Below are 13,712 nucleotides of genomic sequence, written 5' to 3' on the forward strand. Positions count from 1 at the left end.
CGCAAGTCATCGAGGCTGCAGCCATGCGTGCCCGACTTGAGGCTCAGCTTCGATAGGACGGCTCCTCCCGATCGAGAATCCGCTTGAGGCTTTCGAGATGCTGCCGTGCCGAGGAGGCGTCGCCCTCGCGCATCTGATTCGCTGTCGCCGCAGCAATGTCGGGGGCAACCGGGACCAGCGGGCGTCCCGTCGACATCGCGATGCACTGCACTTCGCACGCGCGCTCGAGGTAATAGAGGTCATCCCAGGCTTCAGCGACGGTGTTGCCGAGCACCATGACGCCGTGATGCTTCATGAAGATCACGCCGGCATCCCCGACGGCAGCGGCGATGCGATCGCCCTCTGTGCTGTCGAGGGCAAGCCCATTGTAGTCGCGGTCCACCCTGGTACGGCCGTAGAACTTCAGCGACGTCTGGCCGGCAAATGCCAGGGGCTCACCGTCGACCATGCAGAGCGCGGTCGCGTGCGGCATGTGGGTATGGAAGGCGACCTTGGCCCGCGGCACCTTCAGATGCAGCCGCGCATGGATGAAAAAGGCCGTCGCCTCCGGTGTTCCCTGTCCGGACAGAACATTGCCGTGAAAATCGCAGATCAGGAGCTGCGAGGCGGTGAGCTCGCTGAAGGCGTAGCCGTACGGATTGACGAGGAAGAGATCGTCATAGCCCGGCACGACGGCTGAGAAGTGGTTGCAAATGCCTTCATGCATGCCGAGCCGTGCGGCGAAGCGGAAGCAGGCCGCGAGATCGACGCGCGCGTTCCACACGGCTTCGCTATCGAAATCCGGGCGGTTGGGCGCGACCGGTCCGGTCTCGGCAGACGTGGCCTGATCGGTATCGCGGTTCAAGGCGTGAGCCATGTGGAATCCTTGTGTCTGCCTGCGGTCGGAGGGATCGCGGGGTCATAGAGCGCAATCATGGGAATGTCGAGGTCGAGCCGGAATTTGTCGGATCAGGCTTGGCTGGTATTCTTGATGACGCGATTGTCGCGCGCCGTCAGCATGCCGCCCTTGTAGACGGAGCGGCCCGCAGGCCGCGCGACGACGGCTTCCTGGATGTGCTCGGCTTTCAGCGTCACGAAGTCCGCCTTGGCACCGGCACGGAGGCCGTAATCGTCGAACCTGAGCGCTTTGGCACCCGCCGCCGTGACCAGGTCGAAGGCGGTCGCGAGCTCGTCGTCGGTGTAGAAGCCCGACCGGTATCCGATCATCATCGCGCGGCCCAGCATGTCGCCGTCGCCATACGGCCACCAGGAATCCCGGATGTTGTCGTTTCCGCCGAACACCATGACGCCGGCGGCCCTGAGCGCAGCGACCGGCGGAAACGGCCGGCTGCCCGGCGCATTCGTCATGATGGCTACGCCCGCGCGCGCCAGGACGTCTGCGATCTTCTTCAGGGTATCCGCCGGGACCGCGCCGAGCGCGTAGGCATGGCTGACCGCCACGCGGCCCTCCATGCCGAGGGCGCGCGTGCGCGCCGCGATCTGTTCGATTTCGAAAACGCCGAGCATGCCGGGGTCATGAAGATGAATGTCGACATCGACGCCATGCCGTTCCGCGACGCCGAAGACGACGTCGAGATGCCCTTCGACATTGCGATCGAAGCTTGCGGGATCGAGGCCGCCGACAACGTTCGCGCCGAGCTCGATCGCCTCGTCGAGCAGTTGCGGCGTGCCAGGACTGCTCAGGATCCCGCTTTGCGGGAAGGCGACAAGCTGGATATCGATCAGGTGCCGGTATTCGTCGCGGACCCGAAGGATGGTTTCCAGTGACTTCAGGCCCACCGAGCCGTCCACCATGACATGGCTGCGCATATGCGTCGTGCCGTGCCCGATACAGAGATCGAGCTGGTTCCGCGCGCGGACGTCCATGGGAGCGGCGAGAGCCAGGTTCTCGGCCTGAAACGCCACCCGCTCATGGACGTCGAAGCCGTTCGTGCACGGCCGATGCGGCCGCCACGTATCGCCGTAGAAGCTCGTGTCGAGATGGATGTGCCCTTCGACGAAGCCGGGAACGACAAGCGCGTTGTCAAGGTCGACGATATCGACGTCGGCGGAGCGATACGCGGAACTCCCGATCGCGACGATGCGGCCGCCACGGACCAGCATGCTGCCATGCGAGCCATCGGCGAAGCGAGCATTGGCGAAGAGTTTGTCGGCCGGCATCAAGTCTCCATCCTTTTTGTTGATTGCAACCCGCGTGCTGGCCCCGGGAAGGGTGGCGTGCTTGCCTAACACCGCCGGGAGAATAATATCGGCGCGATCGGAAGCGCAAGGAATCGGGATCGTTGCCGGACATTCAGGGCAAGCAGGAATTCAGCGTCCAACGCGCGGCATTTGCCGCGACCATTGGCAACATGCTGGAATTCTACGATTTCATTACCTACAGCTTCTTCGCGATCGAGATCGGCCACACCTTCTTCCCCGCGCATAGCGCATATGGCAGCCTGATGCTGTCGCTTGCGACCTTCGGTGCCGGCTTTCTGACCCGGCCGATCGGCGGCATCGTGCTCGGCATCTATTCCGACCGCGTCGGGCGTCGCCCGGCCATGTTGCTCAGCTTTGCGCTGATGGGAATAGCAATCCTGACCATCGCACTTACGCCATCCTATGAGTCGATCGGTTTGGCCGCGCCGGTCATCGTGATCGCGGCGCGCATGGTGCAGGGCTTTGCGCTCGGCGGCGAGGTCGGGCCGACCACGGCCTATCTGATCGAGATCGCTTCGCCGCAGCATCGCGGCCTGGTGGTGGCGTGGCAGCCCGCTAGCCAGGAGATCGCGGCAACCACCGGCGCGCTGGTCGGCGTCATCCTGAGCAGCATGATGACGCCGGACGCGATCCAGGCCTATGGCTGGCGGATCGCTTTCCTGATCGGGGCCGTCTGCCTGCCGTTCGGCCTGTGGATGCGCCGCACGCTGCCGGAGACCATTTCACACGGCGAGCCCGCTCCCGAGCATGTCGAGAGTTCCGGTCATGTCGCGCAGGCACGCCGGCATCTCCGCGTCATCGTGCTGGCGCTGATGATCCTGGCCAGCGGCACGATCTCGACCTATGTGACCCAGTACATGACGACCTACGCCAAGAACACCCTGCACGTGTCGTCGTCGCTGGCGTTTGGCGTATCGCTGGTGAGTAACGGCCTCCAGATCATAGGTGCGGTGTTGGGCGGCTGGCTCGCCGATCGCCTGGGGCGCAAGCCGGTGATGTTCTGGCCGCAACTAATCGTGCTTGTGCTGACCTATCCGGCGTTCCTCTGGATCGTGCAATCACCCGACATATGGTCGTTGCTGTTCGGCTTCGGTGTCCTCTCATTCATCGGGTCCTTGCCGTTCACGGCGTTCTACGCGAACTTCACGGAAGCTTTGCCGCAGAACATTCGCGGCGGTGTGTTCGCAACGATCTATGCGGTCGCGATCGCGACATTCGGAGGCACCGCGCAGCTCGTGGTCACGTGGCTGCTTCACGTGTCCGGAGATCCGCTGGCACCGTCCTGGTATCTGTTGCTCGCGGCGACGGTCGGCCTCGTGGCGATGAGCATGATGCCCGAGACGGCTCCCGTCAAAGCTGGCGAGAAGTGAATCTGTCAAAACATGCTGCGCCTCCGTGGCGTGGATACCGACGGTCACTAGCAGGTGTTCCAAATCCGGCGAGATGAGTACCGATGACGAAGCGTATCATGTGCTTTGGCGATTCACTGACCTGGGGGTGGGTTGTGGCGCCTGAGGCCTGGTCCACGCGCTTCCCGTACCACCAGCGATGGACCGGCGTCATGGCGAAGAGGCTCGGCGCCGGTTTCGAGATCATCGAGGAGGGGTTGAGCGGGCGCACGACGTCGATCGACGATCCCTTCGATCCACAGTTGAACGGCTCCGCCCATCTGCCGACGGCGCTGGCGAACTACCGTCCGCTCGACCTCGTCATCATCCTGCTTGGGACCAACGACACCAAGAGCGACTACCGTCGCACGCCGCACGAAATCGCCGCCGGGATGTCGACACTGGTGACGCAGGTGCTGGCATCCGGGACGAGCCATCCCGCGCCGAAGGTGCTCATCGTTGCGCCGCCTCCGCTGGCCGCCTGGATCGCCCCCTTGCTCGAGGGCATGTTCGAAGGCGGCCGCGAAAAGATGACCGCGCTGGCATCGGAATACAGGGCGCTCGCCAAGGCCATGAAGGTCGAGTTCTTCGATGCGGGAGATGTGATTTCGACCGGCGGCGCCGACGGCGTCCACTTCTCGGCCGAGAACAATGCGGATCTGGGAGCGGCCCTGGCGGAGAAGGTCGTCGCCATCCTTGCGTCCTGAACAGAGCGAATACCGCGCCCAAAGGGATTTTGCCGATCGAGCCGATCGGCAGACTCGATAACCGTGCCGGCACCTCAATTCATGTCGCGGAAGGCGTGGCCGTTGGCTTCGATCTCCTTGACCAGCGCGGGCGGCAGGCTGGCCTGTGCGGCGGTGCCGTCGAAGATCCAGTTCTTCGAGTCGGCAAGATCGGGAAGGCCGGCCCCCTTGCGGACGTAGAGGCCGATCGAGGATTTCTGCGGATTGAGATAGAGATCGTATTCTTGCATTACGTGCCTCCTCTCGGTTCGCGTTCGACGGCATTCGCTGGCGTGAGACGGCGCGTGGCCGCCCCACGACATGAGATCGTCTGCCGTCAGCCAGACTTCTTCTTCGCTTCCGGGGCCAGCGCCACGGATGCCTCGCTGGTCAGCATCAGGAAAGTGACGGTCTCCTGGAAATAGAGCTGTACGGCGGTTGCCGAATGGCTGAGATATCCGATCGACAGATCCTGGCCGATGCTGAGCTGGAAATCGCCGCCGCGGGTGGTCAGCACGACACCGCCCTCGATCGCGGGCGCCCAGATGATCTTGCCGTCGATGAGGCGCTGGATGTGCTGCAGCACCGGATAGCCGTCGTCGGTCGCGCCGCCGATTGCGGTGTAGGGCTCGGTGCCGAGCAGCAGCGAATAGGGGCCGTTGACACCCGCCAGCCGCAACTGGCTCACCGCCTGCGCGACCACACCGGGATAGCCCTTCACGCTGGGCGGCAGCGTCAACACGGGGTTGCTGGTGCCCTGGCGAATGCCCTGGATTCCTGCCGCGGCATAGCCGTCGAACACGGCGCGGTCTTCGACGAAGGCGATCTTGCGCGCCGCGTCCTTCAGCGGATCCCAGTCGGAATCATTGGAGCCGCGCTCGACATCGTCGATCGCCTGACGGGTGAGCTCGAAGGGGACGCGCAACTCCACGAGTGCCCGGACGTCGCGCTGCGTCGCCTCGACCCCGTCGCCCGGCGTCGTGATCTTCTTGAGATGGCCGGTGCCGACCGCGGAGAAGTCGGTGCCCTTTGGGCCGTCGACATCAACCACACGGCGCGCCGCCAGATGGCGCTTCAGCGTGCGGGAGGCTTCCTCTTCGATCTGGGCCCAGGCCGCGTCAGAGATGGGGGCGAGTCCCCGATGAAGATTATTCATGCCTAGTGTCTCCTTTCAGTGAGCCGATACCGAGCGAGCCATCGGACGGCGGCATTTTTGGTGTCGGGGCATCGTCGGCCTGGTCGTCGTCCAGCGTCGGCTCTGCGGGCGAGGGTCCCGCGTTCGCGGCATCTTCCAGGACCGTTGCCGATGGAATGAAGTACAGCGTGCCGGTCACTGCGCGGCTGAAGTCGAGCAGGCGGTCGTAATTGCCCGGCGGCCGGCCGACGAACATGTTTTCGAGCATCTGTTCGATCCGGTGCGGCGACTTGGCGTAGCCTATGAAGTAGGTGCCGAACTCGCCCTTGCTGATGTTGCCGAAGGGCATGTTGTCGCGCACGATATCGAGCTCCTCGCCGTTCTCCACGATCGTGGTCAAAGCGTTGTGCGCGTAGCTCGGCTTCACCGCATCGTCCAGCTCGATATCGGACAACTTGGTCCGGCCGATGATCTTCTCCTGCATCTCGACCGGCAGCTCGTTCCACTTTGTCATGTCGTGGAGGTACTTCTGCACGATCACATAGCTGCCGCCGGCAAAGGCCGGATCCTCGTCGCCGATGATGGTGGCGTCGACCGCCGCCTGATCCTCGGGGTTCTCCGTCCCGTCGACAAAGCCGAGCAGGTCGCGCTCGTCGAAATATTTGAAGCCGTGCACTTCATCCGCGGTGGCGACGGCGTCGCCGAGCCGCGCCACGATCTGTGTCGCCAGCTCGAAGCACAGGTCCATCGGCACGGCGCGGATGTGAAAGAGGAGGTCTCCCGGCGTCGCGACCGCGTGATGGACGCCATTGATCTCGCGAAATGGGTGCAGATCCTTCGGTCTCGGCGCGCCGAACAGTCGGTCCCATGCGCCGGAGCCTATGCCCATGACGCAGGACAGCCGGCCCTCGAGATCGCGGAAGCCGACGGCGCGCACCAGCGCCGCCACATCGCCGCACAGGGCGCGCACCACCGCGTCATATTCCGGATCGGGCTTGATCGTAACGGCAAGGAAGATGGCGGCGCGCGTCAGCTTCGCAGCGACCGGTTGCGGAACGGCTGATGGCAAGCATCTCTCCTTACTGAACCACTATTCCACGACTGCAGCGAGCGGGGCGCTCGGCGTAGACCCAGAGAACAACGAGGAGAGGAGCACGCAACCGTACCCTTTACAAGGGCCCGAATTGCTACGCTTCCGCTGAAGGTCCGACCGGCTTTCCGGACTTCTCCTCCTCCAGCGTCACCGCAATCGCAGCATTGGCGGAGAGGCGAACCTTGCTGCCTTCGACACCAGCGACGAAGCCGAGTTCGACATAGTGATGGTGGCCCTTGTGCCGCCCATCGCCGCTATCGCTCTTCTTGAGCTTGATGCGCTTGCCTTCGATGCGATCGACGGTGCCGATATGCACGCCATCGGCGCCGATTACCTCCATACCGTCCTTGATATTCAGCTCCGACATGGGTTCCTCCGTGGTTGAGGGGCAACTTGCCTATGATGCCGAGAAGCGACGCCGCGATGACACGGTGCGCATTCGGTCTTGTCTGGACTTGTCTCACGCCGATTCGAATTCGTCCGCCCCGGTGGTCTCCGGCTTCCTGCCGTTGAAGGTGAGGCCCGCCTTGGTCGCGGAGATCTTCACCTCCGAGCCGTCGCGTACATCACCGGCGAGAATCATCTCGGCGAGCGGATCCTGCACGCTGCGCTGGATCACGCGCTTCAGCGGACGGGCGCCGTAAGCGGGATCCCATCCCTTGTCCGCCAGCCAGTCCCGTGCCTTCGGATCGAGCTCAAGCTCGATCTTGCGATCCTCCAGCAGCTTGCGCAGGCGCGCGAACTGGATCTCGACGATCCGGCCCATCTCGCTCTTCTGCAGCCGGTGGAACAGGATGATCTCGTCGATGCGATTGAGGAATTCGGGCCGGAAGTGCGCCCGCACCATGTTCATCACCTGGTCGCGCACCACGCTGGTATCCTGGCCTTCCGGCTGGTTGACGAGATACTCGGCGCCGATGTTCGAGGTCATGATGATCAGCGTATTGCGGAAGTCGACGGTGCGGCCCTGCCCGTCGGTCAGACGACCGTCGTCGAGCACCTGCAGCAACACGTTGAAGACATCGGGGTGGGCCTTCTCGATCTCGTCGAACAGCACGACCTGGTAGGGCCGGCGCCGCACCGCTTCGGTCAATGCGCCGCCCTCGTCATAGCCGACATAGCCGGGCGGGGCGCCGATCAGCCGCGCCACCGAATGCTTCTCCATGTATTCGGACATGTCGAGCCGAATCATCGCGGTCTCGTCGTCGAACAGATATTCGGCGAGCGCCTTGGCGAGCTCCGTCTTGCCGACGCCGGTGGGGCCTAGGAACATGAAGGAGCCGATCGGCCGGTTGGGATCCTGCAGGCCGGCACGGGCGCGGCGCACGGCGGTCGACACCGCGCGCACGGCCGGGGCCTGGCCGACGACGCGTTTGCCGAGCATCTCCTCCATGCGCAACAGCTTGTCCTTCTCGCCCTCCAGCATCTTGTCGACCGGCACGCCGGTCCAGCGCGACACCACCTGCGCGATGTTGTCGGCAGTCACGGTCTCGCTGGCCGATGCGGTCTCGCTGGCCTCAACGGCGGCGAGCTTCTTCTCGAGCTCCGGAATCCGGCCATAGGCCAGTTCACCCGCCTTCTGGAATTCGCCCTTGCGCTGCGCGTTGGCGAGTTCGGTGCGCAGTTGCTCGAGCTCGCTCTTCATCTTCTGCGCATCGGAGAGCTTGCTCTTCTCGGCTCGCCACTTCGACGTCATGTCTGCCGATTTCTTTTCGAGATCGGTGAGGTCTTTTTCAAGCGTCTCGAGGCGGCTCCTGGAGCCGCGGTCGCTCTCCTTCTTCAGCGCCTCCTGCTCGATCTTGAGCCGGATGATCTCGCGGTCGAGCGAGTCGAGCTCTTCGGGCTTGGAGTCGACCTGCATCTTCAGCCGTGCCGCCGCCTCGTCCATCAGGTCGATGGCCTTGTCGGGCAGGAAGCGGTCGGTGATGTAGCGGTTCGACAGCGTGGCGGCGGCGACCAGCGCCGAATCCGCGATGCGGACGCCGTGATGCTGCTCGTATTTGTCCTTGAGGCCGCGCAGGATCGAGATCGTGTCCTCGACCGTCGGCTCCGACACGAATACCGGCTGGAAACGCCGGGCGAGGGCCGCGTCCTTCTCGACATGCTTGCGATATTCGTCAAGCGTGGTCGCGCCGATGCAGTGCAATTCGCCGCGGGCGAGCGCGGGCTTGAGCAGGTTCGATGCATCCATCGCGCCGTCAGCCTTGCCGGCACCGATCAGCGTATGCATCTCGTCGATGAACAGGATGATGCCGCCCGCGGCTGATGTCACTTCCTGCAGCACCGCCTTGAGCCGTTCCTCGAACTCGCCGCGATACTTCGCACCGGCGATCAGCGCGCCGAGGTCCAGCGCGAGTAGGGCCTTGTCCTCCAGGCTTTCCGGCACGTCGCCGTTGACGATGCGCAGCGCCAGGCCCTCGACGATCGCGGTCTTGCCGACGCCGGGTTCGCCGATCAGCACGGGATTGTTCTTGGTCCGTCGCGACAGCACCTGGATGGTGCGGCGGATCTCCTCGTCGCGGCCGATGACAGGATCGAGCTTGCCATCGCGCGCGGCCTGCGTGAGATCGCGGGCATATTTCTTCAGGGCATCATAGGCATTCTCGGCGGACGCACTGTCGGCGGTGCGGCCCTTGCGCAGCGCATTGATCGCCGTGTTCAGGTTCTGCGGGCTGACACCACCCTTTGCGAGCAGTCTGCCCGCCTCGCTGTCCTTGTCGGCCGCGAGCGCCTGCAGCAGCCGCTCTACGGTGACGAAGCTGTCGCCGGCCTTGTCTGCGGCCTGCTCGGCCGCGGTGAAGGCGCGCGCGGTCTCGGGTGCCAGATAGATCTGCCCCGAACCGGCGCCGGACACTTTCGGAAGCTTCGCCAGCGCTTCCTCGGTGGCCTTGAGGATCGCACGCGAATTTCCGCCTGCCCGGTCGATCAGGCCCGCCGCCAGCCCTTCGCTGTCGTCGAGCAACACCTTCAGGATATGAAGCGTGGAGAATTGCTGGTGCCCCTCGCGCATCGCGAGCGATTGCGCCGACTGGATGAATCCCCGTACGCGATCGGTGTATTTCTCTACGTTCATCGTGGCACCTCGAGGCAACAACGCAACAGGACGAGCAGCTCAATGTCTTTCATTGGCGCCGCCGACAGATGGCCGAATGATGACATCAATTGAAATTCGTTCTCGGTCATTTCGACCGGGAAGACAACGTTTTGCGCATGGTCCTCTCATCGTGTGACCCTTTCAGGGGATAGTCAATGCGCGAAGTCCCGCTGCTGCAAGTCAGCAGTGATTGGTCTGTGCGAGTGCTCCTCTTCACCGATTGGAACGACGGCCGTGTTGACCACAGCATCTCGGCACAGGTGCCGGTGTGGCCGGTGAAGGAGCCGAAGCGCCTGCTTCGGCGTCTCCGCTGATGTCATCGCCGGGATCATTACAATGGCACAAGAATTGACGCCTCCGCGGCTGCGATCCCTGGCGTGGTGCGCCTGCGGATTACCTCCATCCCGGCTGCATTGTTATCAGGCATAATCGGAGAGGATTGTTGTCCTTGTTTGACGACAATCACCCAGCCAACAGCCAGGCCGGGAACCAAATCGCGGCGCCGCGCGTCAAGTGTCAGCGGAGGACCGGCCATAGAATCCAGAACGAGGGGAGTAGCGTCATGGGTAAGGTCATCGGAATCGATCTGGGAACGACGAATTCCTGCGTCGCCGTCATGGACGGCAAGAACGCGCGCCTGATCGAGAATGCCGAGGGCATGCGCACCACGCCTTCGATCGTTGCGTTCACCAGCGACGGTGAACGGCTGGTCGGACAGCCGGCCAAGCGGCAGGCGGTGACCAACCCCACCAACACCATCTTTGCAGTGAAGCGCCTGATCGGCCGTCGTTACGATGATCCGACCGTCGAGAAGGACAAGGCGCTCGTCCCCTACAAGATCGTCAATGCCTCGAACGGTGATGCGTGGGTCGAGGCCGACGGCAAGTCGTATTCGCCGTCGCAGATTTCGGCGTTCATCCTGCAGAAAATGAAGGAGACGGCCGAAGCCAATCTCGGTGAGAAGGTGACCCAGGCGGTCATTACCGTTCCGGCCTATTTCAACGATGCGCAGCGGCAGGCGACCAAGGATGCCGGCAAGATCGCCGGTCTGGAAGTCCTGCGCATCATCAACGAGCCGACTGCGGCTGCGCTCGCCTATGGGCTCGAAAAGAAGCAGCACAGCAAGATCGCGGTCTACGATCTCGGCGGCGGCACGTTCGACATCTCCATCCTTGATATCGGCGACGGCGTGTTCGAGGTGAAATCCACCAACGGTGACACGTTCCTTGGCGGCGAAGACTTCGACATGCGGCTGGTGAATTATCTGGCCGACGAGTTTCAGCGGGAGCAGGGCATCAACCTGCGCAACGACAATCTGGCCCGGCAACGCCTGAAGGAGGCAGCGGAGAAGGCCAAGATCGAATTGTCTTCAGTCATGCAGACCGAGATCAACCTTCCGTTCATCACGGCCGATGCAACCGGGCCGAAACATCTGGTCATCAAGCTCACCCGCGCGAAATTCGAGTCGCTGGTCGAGGATCTCATTCAGAAGACCATCGAACCCTGCCGCAATGCGCTCAAGGACGCTGGATTGACCGCGCAGGACATCAGCGAAGTGGTGCTGGTCGGCGGCATGACGCGGATGCCGAAGATCCAGGAGGTGGTGCAGAAGATCTTCGGCAAGGAGCCGCACAAAGGCGTCAACCCGGATGAGGTTGTTGCGATCGGCGCGGCGATCCAGGCCGGCGTGTTGCAGGGCGACGTCAAGGACGTGCTGCTGCTCGACGTGACGCCATTGTCGCTCGGACTTGAAACGCTGGGCGGCGTGTTCACGCGCCTGATCGAGCGCAACACCACCGTGCCGGCGAAGAAGAGCCAGGTGTTCTCGACGGCGGAAGATAACCAGAGCGCCGTCACCATCCGCGTCTTCCAGGGCGAGCGTGAAATGGCAGCCGACAACAAGCTGCTCGGCCAGTTCGACCTGATGGGCATTCCGGCGGCGCCGCGCGGCACGCCGCAGATTGAGGTGACGTTCGATATCGATGCCAACGGCATCGTCAACGTCTCGGCCAGGGACAAGGGCACCGGCAAGGAGCAACGCATCCAGATCCAGGCCTCGGGTGGCCTGTCGGAGGCCGACATCGAGCGGATGGTCAAGGACGCCGAGGCGCATGCGGTCGAGGACAGGAAGCGCAAGGAGGCGGTCGAGGCCAAGAACAGTGCCGAGACGATCCTGCACATGACCGAGAAGACCGTGGCCGAGCACGGCAGCAAGCTGTCGGACGCAGATCGTCGCGGGATCGAGAATGCGATGGCCGATCTGCGCGAAGCCTTGAAAGGCAATGATGCAGCGCAGATCACTGCGAAGGCGAGCGCCTTGCAGCAGCAATCCGTCAAGCTCGGAGAGGCGGTCTACGCCCAGTCGCAGCAATCGGCCGGCAGCGGCCGGCCGTCGGGCGATGATAACGTCGTCGACGCCGAATTCACCGAGATTGACGACGAGGACAAGAAGAAGTCGGCGTGACCTCCGGCACGCGGAAGCCGCCGCTGCGCGCGACGTCGGGCCGGCGGATATCGGAAGAGGTGGACCGATGACGGAATCAGCCAGCAAGTTGCGCGTGACGGTGACGCAGGACGGCCCCTACATGGTGACGGGCGGCGTGAAGCTGTCCGAACAAATTATCGCGACCGGCCCCGACGGATCGTCCGAGGCCTGGATCGAGCGGGACCTGCCTCCGGCGGGGCCGCGATATGCGCTGTGCCGATGCGGCCATTCGAGCAAGAAGCCGTTCTGCGACGGCACCCACGCCAAGGTCGGCTTTGACGGGACGGAGGTGGCTAATCGCGCGCCATTTCTCGATCAGGCCAAGACATTCGACGGTCCGTCGCTGGCGCTGCTCGACGCCGAGAGTCTGTGCGCGTTCGCGCGATTTTGTGATCCGAACGGGCAGGTCTGGAGTCAGGTCGCCGCGACCGATGACCCGAATGTACATGCGGCGTTCATCCGGCAAGTGCAGAATTGCCCATCGGGACGGCTGGTGGCGTGGGACAAGGAGAGCGAAACAGCGCTCGAACCTGAACTCGCGCCGTCGATCGGCCTGATTGAAGATCCGGCCGAGGCTTGCAGCGGACCGATCTGGCTGCGCGGCGGAATTGCGCTGATTGCGGCAGACGGCAAGGAGTATGAAGTGCGAAATCGCGTTACTCTGTGCCGATGCGGTGAATCGAAGAACAAGCCGTTTTGCGATGGCGCGCATGCGGCCATCAAGTTTCATGCGAAGTGAGGGCGCGCCGGTGCTCGTCATCCGGCTGAATCGCTGTCGCGATACGCAGGTCGTGGACGTAGCTCGAGCCCATCGCGGCCGAACGGATTCCTCGCGAGGCCATCCAAGGATGTAACCTTCGCCGCCACCGACGACTTGCCTTCTATCGACCGCGCACCTCGAATTGCGAGGCTTCGCTGTGCCCGCCCGATATTCCGATCGACCCTACCCACACATAGCATCCTGTCTCAATGGAGAGTCTTGCAATGCGCCGCTCGTCCGTCGTTGCCATCATCGCCGCGACCATGATCACCGCCTCTGCCGGCGCTGCCGAAGCGCAGCAGCAAATGAAGCGCGTCCAGGTTGGCGTGCTCGAGTGCCGCGGCGCTGCCAGCATCGGGTTCATCGTCGGATCGGTGACCAATCTCGGCTGCGTGTTGCACGTCGACGGCAGGCCGGATGACCGTTACATCGCCGTGATCCAGAAGGTCGGTCTCGATCTCGGTCTCACCGAGCAGACCGGGCTCGCCTGGAATGTGTTCGCGCCGGTGGCGCAGCTTGGTCAGGGTGATCTGTCCGGCACCTATGCCGGAGCCGATGCCAGCGCGACGCTCGGCATCGGCGTCGGCGGCAATGTGCTGGTCGGCGGTTCGAACAATTCCATCGCGCTGCAGCCGGTGAGTGTTCAGGGCCAGGTCGGCGTCAGCATCGCCGCCGGCCTTGAAAGTCTCGAGCTCCGGCCGGGGAGGTGACCGCGCGGCGACCACTGGCGGCCGCGATTTGTCAGCTTGGTGTAAGGCCCAGGCAGTAGCCATGGCGCGCGTCGGTTCGTCGCCGACCTCCGGAACCTTTGTTCTTGCTTTCACGTTCAA

The 13,712-nt window shown here is 63.5% G+C and carries 12 protein-coding genes; 5 read left to right on the plus strand and 7 right to left on the minus strand.

Annotated elements, in window-relative coordinates; all coding sequences use genetic code 11:
* Nucleotides 1-43 precede the first annotated feature (43 nt).
* On the minus strand, nucleotides 44-856 hold the full coding sequence (locus AS156_RS24790) for an aldolase (RefSeq protein ID WP_066509840.1): 813 nt from the start codon (nucleotides 854-856) through the stop codon (nucleotides 44-46).
* Nucleotides 857-948: 92 nt separating this feature from the next.
* Nucleotides 949-2,160 carry an amidohydrolase family protein gene (locus AS156_RS24795; protein WP_066509843.1) on the minus strand — a complete coding sequence of 404 codons (1,212 nt, stop codon included), beginning with the start codon at nucleotides 2,158-2,160 and terminating at the stop codon, nucleotides 949-951.
* Between the two features lie 122 nt (nucleotides 2,161-2,282).
* Here AS156_RS24795 and AS156_RS24800 point away from each other — a divergent pair, with 122 nt between their 5' ends.
* Nucleotides 2,283-3,572 (plus strand): MFS transporter, encoded by a 1,290-nt coding sequence (locus AS156_RS24800; protein ID WP_066509845.1) that lies wholly within the window; start codon nucleotides 2,283-2,285, stop codon nucleotides 3,570-3,572.
* A gap of 83 nt (nucleotides 3,573-3,655) precedes the next feature.
* Complete coding sequence (locus AS156_RS24805; protein WP_066509847.1) at nucleotides 3,656-4,297, plus strand: SGNH/GDSL hydrolase family protein; 642 nt, start codon at nucleotides 3,656-3,658, stop codon at nucleotides 4,295-4,297.
* A gap of 74 nt (nucleotides 4,298-4,371) precedes the next feature.
* Here the strand turns inward: AS156_RS24805 and AS156_RS24810 are convergent, their stop codons facing one another.
* The 5 genes from AS156_RS24810 to clpB all read right to left on the minus strand — a co-directional run bounded on the left by AS156_RS24810 (nucleotide 4,372) and on the right by clpB (nucleotide 9,616).
* Complete coding sequence (locus AS156_RS24810; protein ID WP_066509849.1) at nucleotides 4,372-4,566, minus strand: hypothetical protein; 195 nt, start codon at nucleotides 4,564-4,566, stop codon at nucleotides 4,372-4,374.
* 86 nt (nucleotides 4,567-4,652) lie between these two features.
* Nucleotides 4,653-5,471 (minus strand): family 1 encapsulin nanocompartment shell protein, encoded by an 819-nt coding sequence (locus tag AS156_RS24815; RefSeq protein WP_066509852.1) that lies wholly within the window; start codon nucleotides 5,469-5,471, stop codon nucleotides 4,653-4,655.
* A complete protein-coding gene (locus tag AS156_RS24820; protein ID WP_066509855.1) occupies nucleotides 5,464-6,519 on the minus strand; it encodes a Dyp-type peroxidase in 1,056 nt (351 codons plus the stop codon). Before AS156_RS24820 ends, AS156_RS24815 begins: the two co-directional genes overlap by 8 nt.
* 118 nt (nucleotides 6,520-6,637) lie before the next feature.
* Entirely contained in the window at nucleotides 6,638-6,910 is a 273-nt protein-coding gene (locus tag AS156_RS24825) for a DUF2171 domain-containing protein (RefSeq protein ID WP_066509857.1), read from the minus strand.
* A gap of 93 nt (nucleotides 6,911-7,003) precedes the next feature.
* Nucleotides 7,004-9,616, minus strand: coding sequence for an ATP-dependent chaperone ClpB (clpB, locus tag AS156_RS24830; protein WP_066509858.1), 2,613 nt, complete (start codon nucleotides 9,614-9,616; stop codon nucleotides 7,004-7,006).
* Nucleotides 9,617-10,199: 583 nt separating this feature from the next.
* Between clpB and dnaK the strand changes: the two genes are divergently transcribed.
* From dnaK to AS156_RS24845, 3 genes are all read left to right on the plus strand, one after another.
* Nucleotides 10,200-12,101 carry a molecular chaperone DnaK gene (dnaK, locus tag AS156_RS24835; protein WP_066509859.1) on the plus strand — a complete coding sequence of 634 codons (1,902 nt, stop codon included), beginning with the start codon at nucleotides 10,200-10,202 and terminating at the stop codon, nucleotides 12,099-12,101.
* Nucleotides 12,102-12,195: 94 nt separating this feature from the next.
* Nucleotides 12,196-12,861: a CDGSH iron-sulfur domain-containing protein gene (locus AS156_RS24840; RefSeq protein WP_245313057.1), complete on the plus strand. Its 666-nt coding sequence runs from the start codon at nucleotides 12,196-12,198 to the stop codon at nucleotides 12,859-12,861.
* Nucleotides 12,862-13,106: 245 nt separating this feature from the next.
* Nucleotides 13,107-13,592 (plus strand): DUF992 domain-containing protein, encoded by a 486-nt coding sequence (locus AS156_RS24845; RefSeq protein WP_066510069.1) that lies wholly within the window; start codon nucleotides 13,107-13,109, stop codon nucleotides 13,590-13,592.
* The last annotated feature ends 120 nt before the right edge of the window (nucleotides 13,593-13,712 follow it).

Origin of the sequence: Bradyrhizobium macuxiense, assembly GCF_001542415.1 — a bacterium.
Classification (GTDB): domain Bacteria; phylum Pseudomonadota; class Alphaproteobacteria; order Rhizobiales; family Xanthobacteraceae; genus Bradyrhizobium; species Bradyrhizobium macuxiense.